Annotated in this window: 19 protein-coding genes; 6 read left to right on the top strand and 13 right to left on the bottom strand. The window is 72.2% G+C overall.

The features are described 5' to 3' along the window. Positions 1-6 precede the first annotated feature (6 nt). The 7 genes from ACZ6ZR_RS31315 to ACZ6ZR_RS31285 form a co-directional block, all read right to left on the bottom strand. Positions 7-930 (bottom strand): SRPBCC domain-containing protein, encoded by a 924-nt coding sequence (locus ACZ6ZR_RS31315; RefSeq protein ID WP_465648111.1) that lies wholly within the window; start codon positions 928-930, stop codon positions 7-9. A gap of 193 nt (positions 931-1123) precedes the next feature. Further along, positions 1124-2752, bottom strand: coding sequence for a spermine/spermidine synthase domain-containing protein (locus tag ACZ6ZR_RS31310; RefSeq protein ID WP_465648109.1), 1629 nt, complete (start codon positions 2750-2752; stop codon positions 1124-1126). Between the two features lie 79 nt (positions 2753-2831). Then, entirely contained in the window at positions 2832-3410 is a 579-nt protein-coding gene (locus ACZ6ZR_RS31305; protein ID WP_465648107.1) for a DUF2617 family protein, read from the bottom strand. 324 nt (positions 3411-3734) lie between these two features. Continuing rightward, positions 3735-4898 carry a pyridoxal phosphate-dependent aminotransferase gene (locus ACZ6ZR_RS31300; RefSeq protein WP_465648106.1) on the bottom strand — a complete coding sequence of 388 codons (1164 nt, stop codon included), beginning with the start codon at positions 4896-4898 and terminating at the stop codon, positions 3735-3737. A 170-nt stretch (positions 4899-5068) separates the two neighbouring features. Further along, positions 5069-5617 carry a type III secretion system chaperone family protein gene (locus ACZ6ZR_RS31295; RefSeq protein WP_465648104.1) on the bottom strand — a complete coding sequence of 183 codons (549 nt, stop codon included), beginning with the start codon at positions 5615-5617 and terminating at the stop codon, positions 5069-5071. Between the two features lie 208 nt (positions 5618-5825). Then, positions 5826-8441: an ATP-dependent chaperone ClpB gene (gene clpB, locus ACZ6ZR_RS31290; protein WP_465648102.1), complete on the bottom strand. Its 2616-nt coding sequence runs from the start codon at positions 8439-8441 to the stop codon at positions 5826-5828. A 193-nt stretch (positions 8442-8634) separates the two neighbouring features. Next, the gene (locus ACZ6ZR_RS31285; RefSeq protein ID WP_465648100.1) at positions 8635-9537 is read right to left on the bottom strand and encodes a LysR family transcriptional regulator; all 903 of its coding nucleotides are present in this window, start codon (positions 9535-9537) and stop codon (positions 8635-8637) included. 70 nt (positions 9538-9607) lie between these two features. Between ACZ6ZR_RS31285 and ACZ6ZR_RS31280 the strand changes: the two genes are divergently transcribed. The 5 genes from ACZ6ZR_RS31280 (at position 9608) to ACZ6ZR_RS31260 (ending at position 15439) form a co-directional block, all read left to right on the top strand. Continuing rightward, positions 9608-10714 carry a TDT family transporter gene (locus ACZ6ZR_RS31280; protein WP_465648098.1) on the top strand — a complete coding sequence of 369 codons (1107 nt, stop codon included), beginning with the start codon at positions 9608-9610 and terminating at the stop codon, positions 10712-10714. 409 nt (positions 10715-11123) lie between these two features. Then, positions 11124-12092, top strand: a complete 969-nt coding sequence (locus ACZ6ZR_RS31275) for a LuxR C-terminal-related transcriptional regulator (RefSeq protein ID WP_465648096.1) — start codon at positions 11124-11126, stop codon at positions 12090-12092. Then, positions 12085-13119: a LuxR C-terminal-related transcriptional regulator gene (locus ACZ6ZR_RS31270; RefSeq protein ID WP_465648094.1), complete on the top strand. Its 1035-nt coding sequence runs from the start codon at positions 12085-12087 to the stop codon at positions 13117-13119. The genes ACZ6ZR_RS31275 and ACZ6ZR_RS31270 overlap by 8 nt, the downstream gene beginning before the upstream one ends. Before the next feature lie 390 nt (positions 13120-13509). Next, entirely contained in the window at positions 13510-14481 is a 972-nt protein-coding gene (locus tag ACZ6ZR_RS31265; RefSeq protein WP_465648092.1) for a LuxR C-terminal-related transcriptional regulator, read from the top strand. After that, positions 14474-15439, top strand: coding sequence for a helix-turn-helix transcriptional regulator (locus ACZ6ZR_RS31260; RefSeq protein WP_465648090.1), 966 nt, complete (start codon positions 14474-14476; stop codon positions 15437-15439). The genes ACZ6ZR_RS31265 and ACZ6ZR_RS31260 overlap by 8 nt, the downstream gene beginning before the upstream one ends. Positions 15440-15548: 109 nt before the next feature. Here ACZ6ZR_RS31260 and ACZ6ZR_RS31255 read toward each other — a convergent pair whose 3' ends face one another. The 6 genes from ACZ6ZR_RS31255 to dnaK form a co-directional block, all read right to left on the bottom strand. Then, positions 15549-16172: a hypothetical protein gene (locus ACZ6ZR_RS31255; protein ID WP_465648088.1), complete on the bottom strand. Its 624-nt coding sequence runs from the start codon at positions 16170-16172 to the stop codon at positions 15549-15551. Positions 16173-16843: 671 nt separating this feature from the next. Beyond that, a complete protein-coding gene (locus ACZ6ZR_RS31250; RefSeq protein ID WP_465648086.1) occupies positions 16844-17851 on the bottom strand; it encodes a helix-turn-helix domain-containing protein in 1008 nt (335 codons plus the stop codon). A gap of 202 nt (positions 17852-18053) precedes the next feature. Then, positions 18054-18542, bottom strand: a complete 489-nt coding sequence (locus ACZ6ZR_RS31245) for a heat shock protein transcriptional repressor HspR (RefSeq protein WP_465648084.1) — start codon at positions 18540-18542, stop codon at positions 18054-18056. 7 nt (positions 18543-18549) lie between these two features. Further along, on the bottom strand, positions 18550-19695 hold the full coding sequence (gene dnaJ, locus ACZ6ZR_RS31240; RefSeq protein ID WP_465648082.1) for a molecular chaperone DnaJ: 1146 nt from the start codon (positions 19693-19695) through the stop codon (positions 18550-18552). A gap of 108 nt (positions 19696-19803) precedes the next feature. Continuing rightward, on the bottom strand, positions 19804-20400 hold the full coding sequence (grpE, locus tag ACZ6ZR_RS31235) for a nucleotide exchange factor GrpE (protein WP_465648080.1): 597 nt from the start codon (positions 20398-20400) through the stop codon (positions 19804-19806). Further along, on the bottom strand, positions 20397-22241 hold the full coding sequence (dnaK, locus tag ACZ6ZR_RS31230; RefSeq protein WP_465648078.1) for a molecular chaperone DnaK: 1845 nt from the start codon (positions 22239-22241) through the stop codon (positions 20397-20399). The genes grpE and dnaK overlap by 4 nt, the downstream gene beginning before the upstream one ends. 286 nt (positions 22242-22527) lie before the next feature. Between dnaK and ACZ6ZR_RS31225 the strand changes: the two genes are divergently transcribed. Next, positions 22528-24738, top strand: a complete 2211-nt coding sequence (locus ACZ6ZR_RS31225; RefSeq protein ID WP_465648076.1) for a (Fe-S)-binding protein — start codon at positions 22528-22530, stop codon at positions 24736-24738. Positions 24739-24900 lie beyond the last annotated feature (162 nt).

The raw sequence follows: 24900 nt of genomic DNA, 5'->3' as shown, positions 1-24900 counted from the left end.
TGCGGGTCAGCGCTTGCGGAGGGCACGGACCAGGACCACCGCGCCGCCGAGCAGCACCGCGCCGCCGCCGATCACCCAGGGCAGCGGGCTCCGGTCGTTCGCGGCCACCGCCTCCGGGCCGCCCCAGCGGCTGGCCGCCCGGGCCCGCGCGCTGCGGGCCGGCAGGGCCGGAGCGTAGCGGCCGCGCGGCGGGGCGTGGTCCACCTCCTCGGCCGAACGGCCGACGATGCTGCGGCGGACCGGGCCGGAGGCGGCGGCCGGGTCGGTCAGGTACTCGAAGGCGGGCTCCGGCGCGGGCCGCGGCTCCGGCTGCCCGGCCGGCTCGGACGGTTCGGGGAGCACGGGGAGCACGGGGAGCACGGGGAGCACGGGGTCGGCCGGGTCCGCGGGAAGGTCGTCGGAGAACGCGATCAGGTCGGAGAGGTCGTCGTCCAGGTCGTTGCCGAAGCCGGACGCGTGGTCCTCCAGGTAGACCACGGTGGCCTCCGGGGGCTCGGCCCCGCTCAGCTCGGCCGCGAGGTCGGCCGCGAAGCGGTCCAGCAGCCGGCGGCCGGTGGAGCCCAGGGTGGCGGCGTCGAACTCGGTGAGGCGGCCGGTCGCGGACAGGTCGCCGGTGAAACGGAGGGTGCAGGACGCCTCGTCGTCGGCGTCGGGCTGCACGGAGAGGCGGACGGTGGCGGTCACCTCGCCGCTGCCGCGCGCCTCCTGACCCTCCGCCAGGACGGTCAGCACGCCCTCGCGGCCCTCGATCAGCGAGAGCTCGCCGCGGTAGGTGATGGTCGAGCCGCCGATCCGCAGACGCAGCCGCGCCACGCCGCCGGGCTCCTCGTCGGTGGTCAGCCCGGGAACGCAGCGGGACACCAGCTCCTGGTCCCGCAGGGCCTCCTGGACGGTGGCGGCGGGCAGCTGGACGACAACCTCATGCTCCATGCCGCCGAGCCTACCCACCCGGGGTGGCCGTCGAGCAGAGGCCGTGCCCGGCAAGTGGTTGGGGCTCCCGGACACGGCAGCACGTGCAACTGGCTCAGCTGCCCCGATCTCACGCTGGGCCGCCTTCCGCTTCGCGCCCCGCGGCGGAGCCGCAGATCGGCAGAGCCTCGCGCCCCCAGCGGCGTAACCACTCTCAGCCCAGCAGCGTCCGGGGTGCCGGGAGGGGGTCGGGGCGGGTTGCGGCGAGGGTGGCGGCGGCGGTGCGGAGGCGGTCGGGGGTGAGCGAGCGGGTGGGGGTGGTGAGGGTGAGGGCGGGCGGGGTGCGGGCGGCGAGGACGAAGGTGGCGGGGGTGCCGGGGCCGCGCGGGCAGTGGCGGGGGCCGTCGGCGGCGGGGTAGGGGGCGGTCCGCAGTCCGGCCGCGCGGAGGGTGGCCTCGGCCGGCCAGAGCTGCTCGGCCCGGACGGCCAGCCGCCCGCCGGGGGCGAGCAGGCGCGCGGCCAGCCCGTAGAACTCCTGGGTGTCGTACGGCCGCCCGCGCAGCTCGCTGAGGACCACGTCGTACGACCCGTCGGCCTCGCGCAGCCACCGCAGCGGATCGCCCGTCACCAGCCGGACCCGGGGGTCGGCCAGCGAGTGCTCGCCGAGGGCGGCGAGGGCCGGGTCGCGGCGGGCGAGGTCGGCCAGGGCGGGGTCGGGTTCGACCACCACCACGGCCCGGACCGTCGGGTGCCGGAGCACCTCGCGCAGCGCGAGCCCGTCGCCGCCGCCGAGCAGCAGGACCCGCCCGGCGGGGCCGCCGCCGAGGGCGGGGTGGGCGAGGGCCTCGTGCTCCCGGTACTCGTCGGGGCCGCAGACGGCGAGCCGTCCGTCGAGGTAGAGCGCCAGCGGGGCGCGCTGCGGGGGCACCCGGGCGGAGGCGGTTGCCGGGCCGGTGTCGCCGGTGAGGACGATCTCCTGGAGCCGGCTGTGCAGGGCGAGCCGGACCTGGGCGCCGTAGAGGGCCTGGCGGGCGGCGCGTTCGATGGCGTCGGTGCAGGCGGCGGCGACGGCGAGGGCGAGCAGGACCAGGCCGCAGCCGGTCCAGAGCAGGACCCGGGTGCGGGGTGACACCTCGTCACGGAACAGCCGGAGCACCACGGCCGCCCCGGCGACGGCGTTGACCGCGCCGGTGAGCAGGGCGCCGGTGCTCTGGCCGAACTGGGGCAGCAGCAGGAAGGGGAAGGCCAGCCCGCCGACCAGGGCGCCGACGTAGTCGGCGGCGAACAGGTCGGCGGCGGCGCGGCCGGCGTCCTCCCGGCGGATGCGCTGGATCAGGGTCATCAGCAGCGGGATCTCGGCGCCGATCAGCACGCCGATCAGGAAGGTGGCGGTGACCACCCCGGCGAGGGTGGCCCCGTGGTGGTCCAGCCGGGCCCAGGCCCAGTAGAGGAGCAGGACGGAGGTGCCGCCGGTGAGGGCGAGCGCGCACTCGACCAGGGCGAAGGAGGCGGCCGGGCGGCGGGTGAGCCGTTTGGCGAGCAGCGAGCCGACGCCCATCGCGAAGACCATCACGGAGAGCACCACCGAGGTCTGGGTGGTGGCGTCGCCGAGCAGCTGGCCGCCGAGGGCGACCAGCTCCAGCTCGTACACCAGGCCGCAGGCGGCGCAGACGAAGGCCGCGAGCAGCACCAGCAGCCGGGCCGCCCGGGCCCGGCCGCGCAGCGGTGCCGGGTGGGCGGCGTCCCGGGCCCGGACCGCGCTCGCCCCGATCACGGCCAGGCCGGCCGGGTCGTCGGGTGCGGGGCGCGGACGGAGGGGCGGGCCCGGTGGATGGTTGATCACGAACAAACGCTAGGCGAGGTGGGCGGCCGGCCGCTGCACCCATTCGACGGACTTGACGGTGCAGTGAATTGACGTTTCATCACCATGGGCTACCTTCGGGGCGGTCCGGGTCGGACGCGCTTGCGAAGACCGTCAACGAGGACCGGGTGCAGACCAGCCGGCCCTCCTGCGGGTAGGCGTGCCAGGTCCGCCAGAGCACCCGCTGGTCGTCCCCGTGCGCGACCAGTGCGGTGAAGGCGCTCGGATCCCCCGGGAAGACCCCGGCCAGCGCGTACGGGTGGCCCTCCACCAGGGCGAGCAGCTCCTGCGCCCGGGCCGCGAAGACGTGCGGGGAGAGCTCCTCGATCCGGGCCGCGAACTCGTACTCCCACCCGCCGACCTGCTTGGCCACCCGGGCGGGCAGCGGGGTCTGACGGCCCGGCAGGCAGGCCACCGTCTCCAGGCACTCGCCCGGGCCGGCCGCCAGGATCACCTGATGGGAGGCCCCGAGCAGCCTGAGTTGCAGGGTGCCGCCGGCGAGCCGGCCGGGCGGCGTGCTGCCGATGCGGTCGAGTCTCAGGTCCCGCACGGCGAGCGCGGGGAGCGGGCTGCCGCCCAGGCACCAGGCCAGGTCACCGGCTCGGGTATCCGTGTAGGAGGTCTGCAGTGTGGTGAGCATGCTGGGCTCCGCGTTTCAGCTCCGTGCGCGCCCGCCGTCAGCCTCCGGCCCGGCGTTGGCGTCGGGGTTGTTCGAAGCTGTGCGGTCCGTGGCGCGGCCGACCGTGGAAGGAAGGATTCCGGCTGGAGATTCAGCAGCAGAGAAGCACGAATTCTCCGGGTCCGTCAGGGATTTACCCAGCTTTGCCCGGCATTCACCGTTCTGGCTACACCCTCTACCCTGGTGTGATCAACCCGGTGCACGACAATGAACGGCGCGCGCCCCTACCACCGGAGCGCGCGCCGTTCACCACCACCGTGCGCCGGGGCGCACGGTGAGGAGCCGTCAGAGCCTGCGGAGGCGGGTGACGGCCTCCTCCAGGACTTCGTCCTTCTTGCAGAAGGCCCACCGCACCTGGCTCCGGCCGGCTTCGGTGTCGTCGTAGAACACCACGTTCGGGATCGCCACCACGCCGCAGCGTTCGGGGAGCTTGCGGCAGAATTCCAGGCCGTCGGTCTCGCCGAGCGGGGTGATGTCGGTGGTGATGAAGTAGGTGCCCTGCGGGCGGTAGACCTCGAAGCCGGCGGCGGCCAGGCCGTCCGCCAGCAGGTCGCGCTTGCGGAGCAGGTCGGCCCGGAAGCCGTCGAAGTAGGTGTCGGGGAGGCGGAGGGCGTCGGCCACCGCGTACTGGAACGGGCCGGCGCTGACGAAAGTCAGGTACTGCTTGGCGGTCCGCACGGCCGCCACCAGCTCGGGGGAGCCGGTCACCCAGCCGACCTTCCAGCCGGTGAAGGAGAAGGTCTTGCCGGCCGAGGAGATCGAGACGGTGCGCTCGCGCATGCCGGGCAGTGCGGCGATCGGGTGGTGGGCGGCAGGGCCGAACACCAGGTGCTCGTACACCTCGTCGGTGACCACCAGGAGGTCGTGCTCGACGGCCAGTTCGGCGATGGAGCGGAGCTCCTCGGGGGTCAGGACGGTGCCGGTCGGGTTGTGCGGGGTGTTGATCAGCAGCAGGCGGGTGCGCGGGGTCACCTTGGCGCGGAGCTCGTCCAGGTCCGGGCGGAAGTGCGGCGCGCGGAGGGTGAGCGGGACCCGGGTGGCACCCGCCATCGCGATGCAGGCGGCGTACGAGTCGTAGAACGGCTCCATCGCGATCACCTCGTCCCCCGGCTCCAGCAGGGCGAGCAGCGAGGCGGCGATGGCCTCGGTGGCGCCGGCCGTGACCAGCACTTCGCGGTCGGGGTCGTAGGACAGGCCGTAGCGGCGCTGCTGGTGCTCGGCGATCGCCTGGCGCAGCTCGGGGATGCCGGGGCCGGGCGGGTACTGGTTGCCCTTGCCGGTGAGCACGGCGTCGGCCGCGGCCCGGGCGATCTCGGCGGGGCCGTCGGTGTCGGGGAAGCCCTGCCCGAGGTTGATCGAACCGGTGGAGACGGCGAGGGCGGACATCTCCGCGAAGATCGTCGTTCCCATGCCCGCCAGACTGCGGTTCAGCAGCGGCCTCGTACCCATCAGGTGCTCCTCACGGCTCGTGGAAATCGGGGCCATCCTCGCCGTGGGGGAGGTAGAGGGCAAGGGGACGCCCCGGGGGTGGGCGAGGTGAGGGAAGGAGGGCCGGGCGGAGCCCCGGGGGCACGCGAAAGGCCCGCCTCCCAGGGGAAGCGGGCCTCGCGGACGTGTCGTCAGTTCTCGTCGGAGGGGGCGGCGGCGTCGCCGCCCTCGCCCTCCTCGATCTCCTTCTGGAGGCCGAGGCGCTCGACGATCCACTGCTCGAAGCCGACCGCGGCCTGGGTCCAGTTGGCGGTGGTGGTGACGAAGTACTCCAGGTTCACGCCGGTGCCGACGATCATCTGGGACTCGCCGATCAGGCGGACCACGCCGTCCTCGTGGGTGTGCGTGTAGACCTTGGGCCAGAGGGTCTCGCGGTTCCACTCGTCGATGAGGTCGAGGATCTCGCCCTTGTCCTCGAGCGGGTAGGCGCGGTCGTAGAAGGCACGGACCGCGAAGAGCTCCTTCTGCTCGCCGCGGAACATGTAGTAGACCCGGAAGCCCTCCCAAGGAGCGGTGAGGTCGCCCTCCTCGTCCACCACGTGCTTGAGCTGCATCTGGTCGAGCAGCTGGCCGACCAGGGCCTGGTCGGGCACGACGACCGGCGGCGGGCCCTGCGGGGTCGGCTGGCCGCCACCCTGCGGGGCGCCGAAGGAGGGGATGGACGACGGGTCGATGCTCATCGGGGGTCCTTTTCTCAGTGCACGAGGAGGTGGCGAACAGTGAGGGGCCGCCCTTCCGGGACCCATCCTGCCTCATTCGAGGCCCCGGACACAGGGCCTACCCGGCCCGGGCGGCGAACTCCACTACTCCCTGGGCGAACGTGCTCCGGCGGCGCCCCGGATCAGCTCCGGATCAGCTCCGGGGCCAGCTCCGGGGCCACTTCCGCCGTCACTTCCGCAGGCCGGTCCCGGGTGCTTCGGCCCGGACCGTCAGGCGGTCGCCGGCCTCGTCCTGCTCGACCACCACGGTGTCGCCGTCGTGCACCTGGCCGGAGAGGATGGCGCGGGCCAGCTGGTCGCCGATCGCGGACTGCACCAGGCGGCGCAGCGGCCGGGCCCCGTAGGCGGGGTCGTAGCCGGTGATCGCCAGCCAGTCGCGGGCGGCCGGGGTGACCTCCAGGGTGAGCCGGCGGTCGCGCAGCCGGGAGCCGAGCGCGGCGATCTGGAGGTCGACGATCCGGCTGAGCTCGGCGGTGCCCAGCGGGTCGAAGACCACGATGTCGTCGAGCCGGTTGAGGAACTCGGGCTTGAAGGCGGAGCGGACGGTGTCCAGCACCAGCTGCTTCTTCCGGTCCTCCGGGGTGGCCGGGTCGACCAGGTACTGGGAGCCCAGGTTGGAGGTGAGGATCAGGATGGCGTTGCGGAAGTCCACCGTCCGGCCCTGACCGTCCGTCAGCCGGCCGTCGTCGAGGACCTGGAGCAGGACGTCGAAGACCTCGGGGTGGGCCTTCTCCACCTCGTCCAGCAGCACCACGCTGTACGGGCGGCGGCGGACCGCCTCGGTGAGCTGGCCGCCCTCCTCGTAGCCGACGTACCCGGGCGGGGCGCCGACCAGGCGGGAGACGGAGTGCTTCTCGCCGTACTCGCTCATGTCGATCCGGACCATGGCGCGCTCGTCGTCGAAGAGGAAGTCAGCGAGGGCCTTGGCGAGTTCGGTCTTGCCGACGCCGGTCGGGCCGAGGAAGAGGAACGAGCCGGTCGGGCGGTCCGGGTCGGCGATGCCGGAGCGGGTCCGCCGGACGGCGTCCGAGACGGCCGCCACGGCCTCCGTCTGGCCGATCAGGCGACGGCCCAACTCCTCCTCCATGCGCAGGAGTTTGGCGCTCTCGCCCTCCAGCAGGCGGCCGGCCGGGATGCCCGTCCAGGAGGCCACCACGTCGGCCACGTCATCCGGGCCGACCTCCTCCTTGACCATCGAGTCGGAGGCGTCCTCGTCCCGGGCGTACTGCTGGGCCTCGGCCAGCTCGCGCTCGGCGGCCGGCACCTCGGCGTACATCAGCTTGGAGGCGCGCTCGAAGTCGCCGTCCCGCTGGGCGCGTTCGAGCGCTCCGTGCAGGTCGTCCAGGCGCTCCTTGAGCTCGCCGACCCGGTTGAGCGACTTCTTCTCCTGCTCCCACCGGGCGGTGAGCGCGCTCAACTGCTCCTGCTTGTCGGCCAGATCGCGGCGCAGCCGCTCCAGCCGGTCCACCGAGGCCGGGTCGGACTCCTTCTCCAGCGCCAGCTCCTCCATCCGCAACCGGTCGACGGAGCGCTGCAGCTGGTCGATCTCGACCGGGGAGGAGTCGATCTCCATCCGGAGCCGGGAGGCGGCCTCGTCCACCAGGTCGATGGCCTTGTCCGGCAGGAACCGGGCGGTGATGTAGCGGTTGGACAGGGTGGCGGCGGCCACCAGGGCCGAGTCGGCGATCTGCACCTTGTGGTGCGCCTCGTACCGGCCCTTCAGGCCGCGCAGGATGGCGATGGTGTCCTCGACGCTCGGCTCGCCGACCAGCACCTGCTGGAAGCGGCGCTCCAGCGCCGGGTCCTTCTCGATCCGCTCGCGGTACTCGTCCAGCGTGGTGGCGCCGACCATCCGCAGCTCGCCGCGGGCCAGCATCGGCTTGAGCATGTTCCCCGCGTCCATCGCGGAGTCGCCGCCGGCGCCCGCGCCGACCATGGTGTGCAGCTCGTCGATGAAGGTGACGACCTGTCCGTCGCTGGCCTTGATGTCGTTCAGGACGGCCTTCAGCCGCTCCTCGAACTCGCCCCGGTACTTGGCCCCGGCCACCATCGCGCTCAGGTCGAGGGAGACCAGCCGCTTGCCGCGCAGCGACTCGGGCACGTCGCCCGCCACGATCCGCTGGGCCAGGCCCTCGACCACGGCGGTCTTGCCGACGCCCGGGTCACCGATCAGCACCGGGTTGTTCTTGGTCCGGCGGGAGAGCACCTGGATCACCCGGCGGATCTCCTGGTCCCGGCCGATCACCGGGTCCAGCTTGCCGTCCCGGGCCGCCTGGGTGAGGTCGGTGCCGTACTTCTCCAGCGCCTTGTAGGTGCCCTCCGGGTCGGCGGAGGTGACCTTGGACGACCCGCGGACGTCCTTGAACGCGGCCAGCAGCGCCTTCGCGGTGGCGCCGTGGTCCTTCAGCAGCTCGGCCACCGGCCCGCCCTCGGCGGCCAGGCCGACCAGCAGGTGCTCGGTGGAGAGGTACTGGTCGTCCAGGTCCTCGGCGCGCCTGCCCGCCTCGGCGAGCACCGCGAGGGTGTCGCGGGCCAGCTGCGGGGCGGCCACGGTGGAGCCCTGGGCGCTGGGGAGCGCGGTGGCCTGCCGCCTGGCGGCGGTGGTGACGGCGGTGACGTCCGCGCCGACCGCTTCGAGCAGGGGGCGGGCGATGCCGTCCGGCTGCTCCAGCAGCGCGAGCAGGATGTGCACCGGCTTGACGTCCGGGTTGCCTGCGGCGCTGGCCTGGCGGATCGCGGCGGACAGGGCGTCCTGGGTCTTGCTGGTGAACCTGCTGGCGTCCACTACGTGCGGTCTCCTCTTTGACTGGGGTGGTGTTCGACAAGTTGAGTCTAGCGCGCTCAACCTTGATTGAGCCAGGGGCTCAGGGAACGGCAGCACGTGCAACTGGCTCGCCTGCCCCGATCCAGCGCTGGTCCGCCTTCCGAATTCGCGCAGTTGCTCGCGCTCCTGGGGCGCTGCCCTGCCGAAGGTTGCGTCACCTCTTGCGGGTGAGCCCCAGGAGTTCCCGGGCCGGTCCGGCGGGGCGGTGGCCGGCGGGCCAGACGGCGCGGAGGGGGCGGTGGAGGTCGACGCCGTCGACCGGGACGGCGACCAGGCGGCCGGTGGCGAGTTCCTCGGTGACGGCGAGTTCGCTCAGGCAGACCGGCCCGGCGCCGGTCATCGCGGCGGCCTTGAGAGCGGTGGAGGAGGCCAGCTCCAGTCGGGGCGCGACGGTGCCGCCGTAGGGGGCGAGGGCCAGTTCCAGGACCTCCCGGGTGCCCGAGCCGGGTTCGCGCAGGACCAGCGGGGTGGTGGCCAGTTCGGTGCCCGTGAGCGGGCTGCGGCGGCGGGCCCAGGGGTGGGAGGGGGCGACCACGACCACCAGCCGGTCGGCGGCGACCACCGCGCCGTGCAGGCCGGGCGGGGTGGTCGGGCCCTCGACGAAGCCGAGGTCGGCGTCGCCGCCGAGGACGTGGGCGGCGACGTCGGCGGAGTTGGCGGTGCGCAGGGTGACGGCGGTGTCGGGGCTGATCCGGTGGAGGGCGAGCAGCCAGCCGGGCATCAGGTACTCGGCGACGGTGAGGCTGGCGACCACGGTGAGCCGGGTGTCGCGGCGGCCGCGCAGGGCGTCGATCCCGGCGTCCAGGGCCTCGGCGGCCTCCACCACGTTGCGGGCCCACTCGACCACCAGCCGGCCGGCCTCGGTGGGCCGGGAGCCGCGCGGCGAGCGGTCCAGCAGCGGGACGCCGATCTGCTGCTCCATGCCCTTGATCCGGGCGCTGGCGGCGGGCTGACTGACCCCCAGTTCGGCGGCGGCCCGTCCGACGCTGCCGAGTCTCGCCACCGCGAGCAGGAGTTCCAGGGCGCCGAGTTCGGGGACACGGGGAGAGAGGGCCATAAGGGCAGGCTATGCCGCCATCGGTCCGGCCGCGCTACCGGCCGCGGCGCCCGGGGCGCACCGTGGAGTCATGGCCACGATCACCGCACCCCGCACCCTCGCCGCCTACGGCCTCGACCTCTCCCGGCTCGGCCCCAACTGGTACGCCGCCGTGATGGGCACGGCCATCGTCGCCAACGGGGCGGCCGCGCTGCCGCTGACCGTGCCCGGCCTGCTCGGCTTCGGCGAGGCGGTCTGGGCGCTCGCCGCGGTGGCCCTGGTGGTGCTGGTGGCGGGGCGACTGGTGCACTTCACCAAGCACCGCGAGGCGGCCCGCGAGCAGCTGCTGGACAACCCGGCCACGGCCGTCTTCTACGGCTGCCCCCCGATGGCGCTGCTGGCGGTCGGCTACGGCACCGAGGTGCTCGGCTCCCGGCTGATCGGCAGTCAGGCCGCCCTCGCCGCCGACCTGGTGCTCTGGTCGCTGGGCACCGTGTACGCGGTGGTGGTGGCCTTCGGCATCCCCTACCTGATGATCACCCGGCACCGGCTCTCGCCGCTGGAGGCCAACCCCACCTGGCTGCTGCCGGTGGTGGCGCCGATGGTCTCCGCCGCGCTCGGCCCGGTGCTGGTGCCGCACCTGCCGGAGGGGCTGCGCCCCGCCATGCTGTACGGCTGCTACGCGCTGTTCGGGGCCAGCCTGCTGGCCACCCTGGTGCTGCTGCCGGTGGTGTTCGCCGGGCTGGTGCACAGCAAGCTGCCCGCGCTGGTGCTGACCCCCTCGCTCTTCCTGGTGCTCGGCCCGCTCGGCCAGTCCGCCACCGCGGTCAACCAGCTGGCCGACGCGGCAAAGGGCGTGGCCCCCGAGCTGTCCTCCTTCGCGACCGGCTTCGCGGTCCTCTACGGGGTCTCCGCGATCGGCTTCGCGATGCTCTGGCTGGCCGTGGCGCTGGCCGCCAACCTGCGGGCGCTGCGGGCCGAGATGCCCTTCGCGATGACCTGGTGGGCCTTCACCTTCCCGGTCGGCACCCTGGTCACCGGCGCCGCGGGCCTGGCCCGGCACACCGGTTTCGACGGCTTCACCGCCCTCGCGGCGGCGCTCTACCTGCTGCTCGTCTCGGCCTGGGCGGTGGCCGCGGTGCGGACCGTGGCGGGGCTGCGGGACGGCCGGCTGCTCGGGCCGGTCCAGTCCACCTGACGGACCGTCGGAGGGCGCCGGGCGGGGCTCCGACTGCAGGTTCCTGCACTTGCGGGAACCTGCAGCCGGGCGCCCCTTGTTCGCGGCCCCCCCTGCTGTGAAGGTTGGGGACACGCCAAGGTCGTCCGGGCAACCGCAGCCCGGGAGAGTCGACCGGTCCCACCACGGGGGACATCCGGTGCGTTCGCGCGCCGATGTGACGAGGTGGGTCCCCGGCCGGGACGCCATGTGTGGTGATGGCCCCGGAACCGGTGCCGGCGAGGCGCTGCTGCTCCGCCTCGCCGGGGTCGTCGGGCCCTGGCGCGAGATCGACGGGTTCCCCGGGACGTGGCATCCCGGGGGACGCGTCGGCCGACGCCGCTGAGATCATGGCCATGACGGCCTGCGGCGATCGGCGAGGAGGTACCGGATGGCTGCGGAGACGGCCGGGGCCGAGTTCCCGGACGAGGCGGCCCGCAGGCTCTACCTGAACATCCTGGCCGAGGGCGGACGGGTTCCCTTCGCCGACGTGCCCGAGGCCGGTCGGGGAGCGCTGGACCAGCTGCTGCGCACCGGCCTGGTGATCCCGAACGTCATCGACCGGGCCTACGTCGCGGTCAGCCCCCGCTCGGTCGGCGAGCGGATGAGCAGCGAACTGCGGGCCGGTGCCACCAGACTCCTGCTCCAGGCCGAACGGCTCCCGGACAGCCTCGGCGGCCTCACCCGCGCCTACGACGCCGTCCCGCGCGCCGCCGCCGAACCGGCCCAGCCGGCCGTCGTGGTCGGCCAGGACCGGATCCGCCACCGGATCGCCGAGCTGGTCTCCGAGAGCACCCAGGAGGTGCTGACCGCCCAGCCGGGCCCGCGCAGCCCCGAAGGCCTGGCGGTCGCCCGCGTCCAGGACCTCGCCCTGCTGCGCCGGGGCGCCCGGCTGCGCACCCTCTACCAGCCGATGACGGTCAACGAACCGGCCGCGGTCGAGTACGCCACCGCGGTGGCCGCCGAGGGCGGCCAGGTCCGGCTGCTGGACGAGCCGTACCAGCGGATGCTGATCATCGACCACAAGGTGGCCGTGGTCCCCGCCGAGGACGACTACAGCCGCGCCGTCTTCATCACCGACCCGGCGGCGGTCGCCTTCCTGACCGCGGTCTACGAGCGGGACTGGGCCCGCGCCGAGACCTTCGACTGGGTCGGCCTCGGCGCCGCCCCGCCCACCCGGGCCGCCGCCCGCCGGGTCGGCCGCCTGCTGGCCACCGGCCTCACCCAGAAGGCCGTCGCCACCCGCCTCGGCCTGAGCGAGCGCACTGTGGCCGGGCACATCTCCCGCCTCCGCGAGCAGTACGGCGCGCAGACGCTGTTCCAGCTCGGCTGGCGGATGCGGGGAGAGCGTGATGACTGAACTCCCGGACCCGGCGGGGGAGTCCGGTCCGCTCACGGGGCCGCATGCGGGGCCGCACACGGGGCCGCTCGGCGGGCCGCAGCTGCCCGACAAGGCCGAGCGCGAGCTCTACCTGGAGGTGCTGGCCCGGGGTGGGCGGGTGCCGCTGACCGCCTTCGGCGAGGCGGACCAGGGCGCGCTGCGGCGGCTGCTGACCGGCGGACTGCTGGTGGGCAGCGCCGACGGGACGGGCTGGACGGCGGTGGACCCGCGGACGGTGAGTGCCCGGATCAGTGCCGGGCTGCGGTCGGCCGGTACCCGGAAGCTGCTGGAGGCCGAGCAACTCGGCGAGGAGCTCGAGGAGTTCACCGCCGCCTTCGATGCCGCACCGCGCCGTTCGGTCCGCTCCGGGGTGGTCCGGCACGTCCACGAGGTACAGCAGGCGCTCGATCAGGCACGGCAGTTGGAGGCCTCGGCGACGGAGATCCTGACCGCGCAGTCCGGTGCCCCGCTGGCACCGCGGCAGCTGGCCGACTCCACCGCCCGGGCCCGGACGTTCGCCGCCCGGGGCGGTGTCGCCCGGGTGCTCTACGAGCCGGCCGCCCGGACCGACCCGGCCACCGTCGCCTATGCCCGTTCGCTCACCGAACTCGGCATCGCGGTACGGGTGTTGGGGGAGCCGTTCAAGCGGGTCACGGTGTTCGACCGCACCGTGGCGGTGGTCTCGGCGGCCGCCGACCAGAGTAGTGCCGCCTTCATCGAGGACCCGGCGGTGGTGGCCTTCCTGGTCGGCGGCTTCGAGCGGGACTGGCAGCGCGCCGAGAAGGTGGCGTGGGCCGGTGACCCGGGGGCCGAGCCGGAGCGTCCAGTGGAGGAGCAGATCGGCCGCCTGCTGGCGGCCGGCCTCACCCAGCGCACCATCGCCCTGCGCCTCGGCCTGAGCGAGCGCACGGTGGCGGGCCACCTGGCCCGGCTGCGCGAACTGCACGGGGCCGAGACCCTCTTCCAACTCGGCTGGCGGATGCGGGACGGCTCCGGGCCGGCCTGACCCGAGCCGCCGGCCTGCCGGTTCCTGCACTTGCGGGAAACTGCATGCGTGCAGGTCTTGCCCGGTGTACCGGCAGCTGTGAGGGTGGTACATGCCAAGGCCGACCGGGCCGACACAGCCCGGCGGTGACGACTTGGCCCGCCCCCGGGGGTGTACCGGTGCCCCACGTACCGGTCTCGAACGGGCGGGCCGCAGCCGGGGTGCCGCTTGTGGTGAACGGCCCTCGTGAAGCGCTGCGGGACGATGCTGCTCCGTCCCGCCGGAAGTCGTCCGGCCTGGTGCGATGTCGGCGGGTCTCCCGGAGTCGAGTGCTCCGGGAGGCGCGTCGGGCCGGACCGCGCTGGGATCATGGCCGGAGCGGTACGGGAACGGGCGAGGAGGAGCACGGTCATGGCCACGGTGACGCCGGCCGACGAGGTCGGGCTGCTAGACGAGGAGGCCCGGGAGCTCTACCTGGCGGTACTCGCCGAGGGTGGCTGGCTGCCGGTCTCCGTCGTGCCCCAGGGCCCGGCGCTGGCACGGCTGTTGGAGACCGGCCTGGTGCGGGCCGACGGGCCGGGCGCCCGCTACGTGGTCCAGAGCCCGCGGCTGGTGAGCGAGCGGATCAGTGCCGAACTCTGCTCCGCCGCCGCCCAGTTGCTCCAGCGGGTCGGCGAACTGCCGGTCGCTCTGGACGGTCTGACCCGGGCCTACGACTCGGTGCCCCGGCAGGGCGGCGAGAGCGACCAGGCGGTCCTGGTGGACGGCCTGGTGGGCATCCGCCAGCGGCTCGCCGAACTGCTCTCCGAGTGCGAGCACGAACTCCTCACCGCCCAGCCCGGCCCGCGCCCGCCCGAGGGCCTGCGAATGGTGGTCCGCCAGGACACCGCGCTGCGCCGACGCGGCGTCCGGGTCCGCACCCTCTACCAGCCCCTGGCGCTCGGCGAGCCCGCCACCGTCGAGTACGCAGCCATCCTCACTGCCGAGGGGGCCGAACTCCGGCTGCTGGACGAGCCGTTCCGCCGCATGCTGATCATCGACCGCCGAGTCGCGGTGGTGTCGGCCGCCGAGGACCTCTCCCGAGCGGCCTTCATCTCCGACCCGGTGACGGTCTCCCTGCTGGCCTCCGTCCACGAACGCGACTGGGCCAGGGCCGACCAGGTCGACTGGTCCTGCCGGGCCGCTGAGTCCCCGGCCGACCTCACCCAGGACCGGATCAGCCGCCTGCTGGCGGCTGGCCTCACCCAGAAGGCGGTCGCCTCCCGGCTCGGCCTGAGCGAACGGACGGTGGCCGGCCACATCTCCCGGCTGCGCGAACGGCACGGGGCGAGCACGCTCTTCCAGCTCGGCTGGCGGCTGCGGCGCCGGTGCGGGCATGAGTGACAGTCAGCCGCTCGGACAGGCCGAACGGACCGTCTACGCGGCCGTGCTGGCCGAGGGCGGCCGGGTCTGGTTCCGGGACGTGACTCCCGAGGACGCCCCGGCGGTGCTGCGCCTGCTGGCGAGCGGCCTGCTGGTGCACCACACCGAGGACGGCACCCTGACGGCGGTCAACCCGCGCTCGGTGGCCGACCGGCAGGCGGCCGAACTGCGGTCGGCCGGACAGGAGTTGCTGAGCCGGGCGGAGAAGGTGCCGACCCCGCTGGAGGAGCTGGCCCGGGCGTACGACGCCGCGCCGCGCCGCTCGGACCGCTCGGGCGTGGTGCGGATCGTCAGCGACATGGAGGAGATCCGCTCGCGGATCGTCCAGATCGAGGCGGAGCGCCGCGAGGAGGTGCTGGCCGCCCAGCCCGGCGGTGCCCGCCCGGCGGAGTTCCTGGCCCAGGCGCTGGGCCGGGACCGCGAGTACCTGGAGGCCGGCGGCCGCAAGTCGACGCTGTACCAGCCGGGGGCCCGGGCGGACGGTCCCACCGTCGAGTACGCGGCCCTGGTCAGTTCGTGGGGCCAGCAGACCCGCGTCCTGGACGAGCCTTTCACCCGGATGCTGGTGTTCGACCGTCAGGTGGCGGTGGTCCCGGCCAGGGCCGACAACACCGCGGCGGCCTTCGTCGAGGACCCGGCCGTGGTCAACGTCCTGCTCGGCATCTGGGAGCGGGACTGGGAGCGGGCCGAGCGCGTGCCCTGGAGTGAACTCGCCCAGGTGAGCGGGAAGTCGCCGGTGCACGAGCAGGTCGGCCGGCTGCTCGCCCAGGGGCTCACCCACAAGGCGGTGGCCTCCCGGCTCGGCCTGAGCGAGCGGACGGTGGCCGGGCACATCGCGCGGCTGCGGGAGCTCTACGACGCGGAGACGCTGTTCCAGCTCGGCTGGCAGATGCGGGGCGGCCGGGACGGCGAGGGCTGACCTCGGGGCCTACGGCGCGGACCCGCCGTTCCGGGTGGGCCGGCAGATGCGCGGGGCGGAGGGGACGTCAGGTGAGTGACCGACCCCGCGCGTCCGGAAGCGGACGGGGTCAGCCGGTGGCGACGCCGCCCCAGTCGCTCCAGTAGCCGTAGCCGGAGGTCTCCTGACGGGGCGTCGGGAAGGCCTCGGTCGGGGCGGTCCAGAAGCCCTCGCGGAGCGAGAGCGCCATGCCGGCCCAGTCGAGGGCGGTCTCCACGGTGTGGTGCAGGGCCTCCTGCGACCAGGTGTCGTCGAAGACCAGCGGCAGCACGGGGGCGACCTGCTCGATGGTGGCTATCAGCGGGTTGTGGGTGATCGCCTCGTCCACCAGCAGCACGATCGGCTTGCGCAGCGAGGAGGCCCAGCCGAGCTCCAGCGCGACGCCGGCCGAGAGCGGGGCACCGACGTAGGCGAAGACCAGGTCGGCGGTCTGCAGCGCGCGGAAGTCGGACGGGACACGGGGCTCGGGGGCGCGCCCGTTCACCGTCCAGGCGTCGCTGTGGTGCGCGCTGTAGACGGCGGCGCCGCTCTTCAGCAGGGTCGAGCGCAGGGTGGTCAGCCGGGTGCGGCTGGCCAGCGTCACCACGCTGTCCGCCGGGCCGGTCAGCCGCATGAGCGGCGCGGCCAGGAACACCCGGGCGCGCCGACCCTCGGGGGTCTGGGCGGCGCGGTTGCGCAGGTAGGGCTCGGTCATGTCGACTCCGGGGGAGGTCGGTCCGGACTCATGGGGCCCGAACCATGTGGTGGTGGTTTCCGCTGGACTCGGCGTGTACACCGAAATTCTGATGAATCCTGACTTCTGCTAGTTGACAAGAAAACATCAATGCCGGGGTGGTGTCGCCGTGCTGCCAAGGCGTGACTGATCGTCCAACGGGCAGGGTCAGGACGTCCACAGGAACGAGGTGGCATGTGGACGCCTGGCAGAGAGATGACACCCCCGTGATCAGAGGCTGCTTAGTGACAGCATGACGGGAGATAGGGCATCATCGGACCGATTGTCAGACTGATCGCTCATCAGTTCGCTGATGCCGGATCTTGAAAGTAGGTGGCCCATGACGCGCGTACGCCGGTTCCTCCGAGTCGCCCTGGTACCGGTGCTGTTCGGAGTTGCGGTGGTGGTCGGGATTGCGGGGGGTGCCACCGGAGAGATTAGCGGAGATGGGCATGCCAACCTAGCGCCCACGCAGGTTGTGGCAGCCGCCGCGCTCGAAGAGCACAACTGGACCTGAGGCGGGCATCCGTCCGGGCGGACCACGTGATCGTCAGACCGGGACAGAGCGGCGCCGGCCCTTCCTCGTAGGGATGGGGCATCGGCGACGGGGGGCTCTGTCACCTGCGAACGCGTGCGGGCCCGGGCCGGCGATTTCAGTCGGAGACGTTGCCCGGTGGTTCCGAGATCGCCCTGCCGAGTACGTAACCGAGCTGGAACAGCGACTCGACGTTGTGCTCCTCGCGCAGTTCCGCGATGTGCCGGGCGAGGGTCCGCTCGCTGATTCCGAGGCGGCGGGCGATGACCCGGTGGTTCGTCCCTTTGAGAAGCAGGTCGATGATGGTCTGCCGGAGGCTGGAGACGACTTGCTGCGGCACGGACCGGCCGCCGTCGAAGTCGAGGGCGCGGTGCCAATTCCGCTCGAAGACTTCGTCCACGAGATAGTTGACGACCGCCTGGTCGTGGATGAATGCGGCGAGGTTCAAATCGTCGGCCACCGGGATCACGGCCACCCGGTGGTCCACGATGATCAGCCGGGTGTAGGGCTCGTCCAGCGTTTTGAACCGACCGCCCGCCTCCGTCACCGTCGCGACGTAGTCGCGGGTCGGGGGGTGGTAGCGGGTGCTGGGGTGGTAGATGGTGCGCACCGTGACGCCCCGCCGGAGATCCTCCAGGTCGGTGGCGAGGCTGCTGGCCAGCGCCTCGGGAGGGCGGGGGCCACCGGGCTGGGCGGCGAGGATTTCGTCGGCTGCGGCGTTGACCAAATGTTGCAGCCGCTGGTTAATCAGCGCCTTTCCGCGTACGTACTCGATTGTCCCGCCGGCCTGTTCCGGAGTGTGGAAAGCCTCGGCGAGATCCTGGAGGTCGTTGGGAATCGCGGTGGCGCGCAGCATCAGTTCGAGGGCCTGCCGCTGCCAGGCCCCGGCCAGGCTGACGGAGAGTTGCTTCGGGTCGACGGCAATCAAAACGTCGCGGTCGTCGCTGTCGGGGACCAGAAGGCCGATCCCGATCAGCTCGCGTATGAACTCCTCGTGCGTGGGGGAGTGCTCCGCGCGGACCAGCCGGCCGTGACTCTGCAGGATCGACAGGTAGAGCTTTCGGGCCTCGGCCGACAGCATGGTCGGCGTACCCGGCAAAAGTCCGGGTTCGTCCCGTCCGCCCATCTTCGACTCCTTGTCGTTGACCGAGCATGTACCTGATTAAGAGGAACCCGCTACCCGCCCTTGATCTTAATCTGTGCCGGGCGCTTCGGAGTTGTCGTTCCACCGGGTGGAACCCGCGACCGGCACCGAGCACTATTCCATCAGGACGGAGCCGTTGGTACCCCCTCGATCGAGGGGGTACCAACGGCTCCGTGGGGCGGTGCTACCGCTTCGGCCGCCACACCACCAGGGCGCTGGACTGCGTGACCTGCTGGTACGGGACCAGGTCGCGGCGGTAGGAGGCGTGGACGGCGGCCTCCCGCTGCTGGAGGGCGGCGGCGGCGCCCTCCAGGGCGTCGACCATCTCGGTGACCTTGGCCTGGAGGGCGGCTACCTGGTTCTCCAGCTCGATGATCCGCTTGATGCCGGCCAGGTTGATGCCCTCGTCCTGGGAGAGCCGCTGGACCTCGCGGAGCTGCTGGATGTCCCGGGCCGAGTAGCGGCGGCCGCGGCCGGCGGTGCGGTCGGGGCAGACCAGGCCGAGGCGGTCGTACTGGCGGAGGGTCTGCGGGTGGAGGCCGGAGAGCTCGGCGGCGACCGAGATCACGTAGACCGGGGTCTCCTCGGTCAGGACGTAATGAGCCCGGGGGCGGGCGCCGCCGCCGGGCAGGCCCTCGCCGAGGCCGGGGCCGATGGGGGGAGTCGGGCTCATCTGGTCATCACGCTCCCTCTGCCGCCTTGAACAGGGCGGCTCGCGGGTCGTCCGAGGCGGTGGCCTCGCGGTACTGCTCCAGGGCGGCGAGGGCCTCGTCGTCCAGGTGCTTGGGGACCACGACCTCCACGGTGACCAGCAGGTCGCCGCGGGTGCCGTCCTTGCGGGTGGCGCCCTTGCCGCGGGCTCGCAGGGTGAGGCCGTTGGCGCTCCCGGCCGGGAGCTTCAGCTTCACCGAGGGGCCGTTCAGGGTGGGCACCTCGATGGTGCCGCCCAACGCGGCTTCGGGGAAGGTGACCGGCACGACGACGGTCAGGTTGTCCGCCTTGCGGCCGAACACCGGGTGGGTGTCCACGTGCACGGTGACGTAGAGGTCACCTGGCTGGCCGCCGCGCTCGCCCTGGGCGCCCTTGCCCTTGAGCCTGATCCGCTGCGAGTCCTGGACCCCGGCGGGGATGCGCACCTGCATGGTGCGGGCCGAGGAGGCCCGCCCGCTGCCGTGGCAGACGTCGCAGGGGTCGTCGACCAGCATGCCGCGGCCCTTGCAGTCCCGGCAGGGCTCGGAGAGCGCGAAGGCGCCCTGGCCCCGGCTGACGGTGCCCGCGCCGACGCAGGTCGGGCAGACCCGGGGGGTGGTGCCGGCCTTGGCGCCGGTGCCGGAGCAGGTCCGGCAGGCGGCCTGGCTGGTCATCCGGAGCGGGACGGTGGCGCCGTCCACGGCCTCCTCGAAGGCCAGCGTCACCTCGGTCTCGACGTCCGCGCCGCGGCGCGGCTGGGGCTGCCGGGGGCCGCGGTTGAACAGGCCGCCGAAGATGTCGCCGACCCCGCCGCCACCACCGGCGGCACCCGCGTTGCCGAACAGGTCGCCGAAGTCGAAGCCGCCGCCCTGCGGGCCGCCGGCCCGGAAGCCGCCGTTGCCGAAGAGGCTGCGGGCCTCGTCGTACTCCTTGCGGCGCTTGTCGTCGGAGAGGACGTCGTACGCCTCGGAGATGTCCTTGAACTTCTCCTCGGCCTTGGCGTCACCCTTGTTGGCGTCCGGGTGGAACTCGCGGGCGAGCTTGCGGTACGTCTTCTTGATCTCTGCGGTGGTGGCGTCCTTGGGCACGCCGAGGACCTTGTAGTAGTCCTTCTCCACGTAGTCCTTCGCGCTCATGGCTGCCGCCACCTCCCGGGGCTGTTCCGTACGTGATCGGTAGGGGACACGGCACTGCGGAGCCGCCCGTCGTCCAGGACGACGGACGACTCCGCAGTGCGTGCAGTGTCAGCTCTCCGAGGCACCGTCGGCCTTGTCGGAGTCCGACGAGTCGGCATCCGCGGCGGCGGTGGTCTGGGTGCCCGGCTGGGGCTCCGCCACGGCCACCATCGCCGGGCGGATGATCCGCTCGCCGATCCGGTAGCCGGGCTGGAGGATCTGCACGCAGGTGTCCTCGGTGACGTCCGAGGAGTAGCTGTGCATCAGCGCCTCGTGCAGGGTCGGGTCGAAGGGCTCGCCCTCCTTGCCGAACTGCTGCAGCCCGAGCTTGGCCACGACCGTCTCCAGGTTGTCGGAGACGGACTTGAACCCGCCGGTGACCTCGCCGTGCTCGCGGGCCCGGCCGATGTCGTCCAGCACCGGGATCAGGGCCTCCAGGATGTTGGAGACCGCGATCTCACGGACCGTCAGACGGTCCCGCTCGACCCGCTTGCGGTAGTTCTGGTACTCCGCCTGGAGACGCTGGAGGTCTCCGGTGCGCTCGGCCGCCTCCCGCTTGGCGGCGGCCAGCTCGTCGCCGCCCGCGACGGCCTCCTCGGCGGCCTTCAGCACGGCTTCCTCGGCGGAGTCGTCGCCGGGCTCGCCGCCCTGCGGCTTCTCCGTCATGCCGACGCACCGCCCTTGGGCTTCTCGTCGTCCACGATCTCGGCGTCGACGACGTCGTCGTCCTTGGCACCGGCGGCGGCGTCACCGGCCGGGGCGGCACCCGCGGCGTCGTTCTGCGCGTACAGCGCGGCGCCGAGCTTCTGGGCGGTGGTGGAGACCTTCTCGGTCGCCTCGCGGATGGCCGCGATGTCCTCGCCCTTCAGCGTCTCCTTGAGCTCGCCGATGGCGGTCTCGACCTCGGTCTTGACGTCGGCCGGGAGCTTGTCGGTGTTGTCGGCGATGAACTTCTCGGTGGAGTAGACCAGCTGCTCGCCCTGGTTCCGCGTCTCCACGGCCTCGCGGCGCTTGGTGTCCTCCTCCGCGTACTGCTCGGCCTCGCGCATCATCCGCTCGATGTCGTCCTTCGGCAGCGCGGAGCCACCGGTGACGGTCATCCGCTGCTCCTTGCCGGTGCCCAGGTCCTTGGCACCGACGTGCATGATGCCGTTGGCGTCGATGTCGAAGGTGACCTCGATCTGGGGCAGGCCGCGCGGGGCCGGCGGCAGGCCGGTCAGCTCGAACATGCCGAGCTTCTTGTTGTACGCCGCGATCTCGCGCTCGCCCTGGTAGACCTGGATCTGGACCGACGGCTGGTTGTCCTCGGCCGTGGTGAAGATCTCGGAGCGCTTGGTCGGGATCGTGGTGTTGCGCTCGATCAGCTTGGTCATGATGCCGCCCTTGGTCTCGATGCCGAGGGACAGCGGGGTGACGTCGAGCAGCAGGACGTCCTTGACCTCGCCCTTCAGGACACCGGCCTGCAGCGCGGCGCCGATGGCGACGACCTCGTCCGGGTTCACGCCCTTGTTGGCGTCCTGACCGCCGGTCAGCTCCTTGACGAGCTCCGCGACGGCGGGCATGCGGGTGGAGCCGCCGACCAGGACCACGTGGTCGATCTCGGACAGCGCGATGCCGGCGTCCTTGATGACGTTCTGGAACGGGGTCTTGCAGCGCTCCAGCAGGTCCGCGGTCAGCTGCTGGAACTGGGCCCGGGTGAGCTTCTCGTCCAGGTGCAGCGGGCCCTCGGCCGAGGCGGTGATGTAGGGCAGGTTGATCGAGGTCTCGGAGGACGAGGAGAGCTCGATCTTGGCCTTCTCGGCCGCCTCGCGCAGGCGCTGGAGCGCCATCTTGTCCTTGGAGAGGTCGACGCCGTGGCCGGCCTGGAAGACCTTGACCAGGTGGTCCACGACCTTCTGGTCCCAGTCGTCACCACCGAGGTGGTTGTCACCGTTGGTGGCCTTCACCTCGACGACGCCGTCGCCGATCTCCAGCAGGGAGACGTCGAAGGTGCCACCGCCGAGGTCGAAGACCAGGATGGTCTGGTCGTCCTTGTCCAGGCCGTAGGCCAGGGCGGCCGCGGTCGGCTCGTTGACGATGCGCAGGACGTTGAGGCCCGCGATCTCACCGGCCTCCTTGGTGGCCTGGCGCTCGGAGTCGGAGAAGTAGGCCGGGACGGTGATGACGGCGTCGGTGACCGTCTCGCCCAGGTACGACTCGGCGTCCCGCTTCAGCTTCTGCAGGATGAAGGCGGAGATCTGCTGGGGGTTGAAGTCCTTGCCGTCCAGGTTGATCTTCCACCCGGTGCCCATGTGGCGCTTGACCGAGCGGATGGTGCGGTCGACGTTGGTGACCGCCTGACGCTTCGCCACCTCGCCGACCAGGATCTCGCCGTTCTTGGCGAAGGCGACGACGGACGGCGTGGTCCGGGCGCCCTCGGCGTTGGTGATGACGGTGGGCTCACCGCCTTCGAGAACGCTGACGACCGAGTTCGTCGTGCCGAGGTCGATGCCGACCGCGCGTGCCATCGTGAATACCTCCGAGGGAGAAGTTGAGCTTTACAGGCTCAAGGATGCACGGCAGGCCGAGGAGAGTCAACTGCCATGAGTCCGAGCCGCTCAACTTTACTGCGCGCTTATGTCGACCCCTGCGCCGAGCGGGTGAGTCCGCCCTTAGTGACAGCCGCCATACCCTGTGCGTCTTCTGAACAGGTGTTAACGCGCGGTAGTCTCCGGGCCGTCGGCCCTGAAAGTTACTGATGAGTACACTCAGGGGGAACCTGCACACATTCCAGCCGCTGGAGACGGAGAGCCGATGCAGCTAGCAGCGATCGTCATCTCGCTGGTCACCTTCGTGATCGGCACCGCGCTCGCCGCCCGGGCGGCGTTGTACATCTACAAGGTGGTGCGCACCGGCGCCGCCGACAGCACCCGCTTCGGGCAACCCGCCCAGCGCGTCGCCACCGTGGCCAAGGAGTTCTTCGGCCACACCAGGATGAACCAGTGGGGTGTCGTCGGCATCGCCCACTGGTTCGTCGCGGTCGGCTTCTTCTCGCTGGTGCTCACCCTGGTGAACGCCTTCGGGCAGCTCTTCGACGCCGAGTTCGTCCTGCCGGTCATCGGCCACTGGCTGGTGTGGAACGTCTTCGTCGAGCTGATCGGCACCCTGACCACGCTGGGCATCCTCACCCTGATGGTGATCCGGCTGCTCAGCCTGCCCTCCCGGGCCGGCCGCAAGTCCCGGTTCGCCGGCTCGATCGCCTGGCAGGCCTTCTACGTCGAGTACACGATCCTCGGCATCGGCCTGTGCATCATGATGCTGCGCGGTCTGGAGGGCGCCCTCGAAGGCGTCGCCTCCTTCGATCCGGCGTACCTGGTCTCGTACCCGATCGTCGCGGCCTTCCGCGGCGTCGCCACCGGCACCCTGGAGAACCTGGTCTACCTGTTCGCGATGCTGAAGATCTGCATCTCGTTCGCCTGGGCCACCACCATCGGCGTCAACCCCTCGATGGGCGTGGCCTGGCACCGCTTCCTGGCCTTCTTCAACATCTACTTCAAGCGCGAGGAGGACGGCGGCGTCGCCCTCGGCGCGCTCCGTCCGATGACCAGCGGCGGTCAGCCGATCGACTTCGAGGACCCGGCCGAGGACGCGAACTTCGGCGTCTCCCAGGTCGAGCACTTCGCCTGGAAGGGCATCCTCGACTTCTCCACCTGCACCGAGTGCGGCCGCTGCCAGTCGCAGTGCCCGGCCTGGAACACCGGCAAGCCGCTCTCGCCGAAGCTGCTGATCATGAGCCTGCGGGAGCACGCCTTCGCCAAGGCGCCGTACCTGCTGGCCGGCGGGGGCAAGGACGCCGAGGGCAACGAGCTGGCCACCGCCGAGCAGCTGAAGGACGTGCCGGCCGCCGCGCTGGCCGAGGCCGAGCGCCCGCTGATCGGCACCGCCGAGGAGAACGGGGTCATCGACCCCGACGTGCTGTGGTCCTGCACCACCTGCGGCGCCTGCGTCGAGCAGTGCCCGGTGGACATCGAGCACATCGACCACATCGTCGACATGCGCCGCTACCAGGTGATGATCGAGAGCTCCTTCCCGACCGAGGCCGGGACGATGCTCAAGAACCTGGAGAACAAGGGCAACCCGTGGGGCATGGCCACCAAGGCGCGCCTGGACTGGGTCAAGGAGCTCAAGAAGGAGACCGGCATCGAGGTGCCGGTGATCGGTGAGGACATCGACCCGGCCGAGGTCGAGTACCTCTACTGGGTCGGCTGCGCCGGCGCCCTGGAGGACCGGGCGAAGAAGACCACCAAGGCCTTCGCCGAGCTGCTGCACACCGCGGGCGTGAAGTTCGCGATCCTCGGCAAGGAGGAGACCTGCTCCGGCGACTCCCCGCGCCGCCTGGGCAACGAGTTCCTGTTCCAGATGCTCGGCGCGCAGAACGTCGAGACCCTGAACGCCGCGCTCGAGGACGCCCCGACCAAGCGGATCGTGGCCACCTGCCCGCACTGCTTCAACACCATCGCCAACGAGTACCCGCAGCTCGGCGGTCACTTCGAGGTGATCCACCACACCCAGCTGCTGCAGCACCTGATCGACGAGGGCAGGCTCCTCCCGGTCAACCCGGTCGAGGGTCTGATCACCTATCACGACCCCTGCTACCTGGGCCGGCACAACAAGGTCTACACCCCGCCGCGCGAGATCATGGACAAGGTCCCGGGGCTGCGCCAGCAGGAGATGCACCGGCACAAGGAGCGCGGCTTCTGCTGCGGCGCCGGTGGTGCCCGGATGTGGATGGAGGAGCGGATCGGCAAGCGCATCAACACCGAGCGCGTGGACGAGGCGCTGTCCCTCAACCCGGACATCGTCTCCACCGCCTGCCCGTTCTGCCTGGTGATGCTCTCCGACTCGGTCAACGGCAAGAAGAACGAGGGCGCCGCGAAGGAGCACCTGAAGGTGGTCGACGTGGCGCAGTTGCTGCTGGACTCCGTCAAGGCGCAGCCCGCCGAGCCGGAGCCGGTCGAGGCCTGAACCGAGGTCTGGGCCGAGGCCCTCGACGGGGTCTGACCCCTCGTCAATCCCCGGCCCCGGGCGCCCCGCACGGGGGGGCCGGGGCCGGGGGGGTTTAAAACAAATAGAATGGGTAGGAATTATGCCCCGGAGCGATGGACGGGGGGAGACCCCCGGTGCCGG

The organism is Kitasatospora sp. NPDC088742 (genome assembly GCF_055584905.1).
The sequence above is the reverse complement of the archived record's forward strand: the minus strand, read 5'-3'. Positions and strand labels throughout refer to the sequence as shown.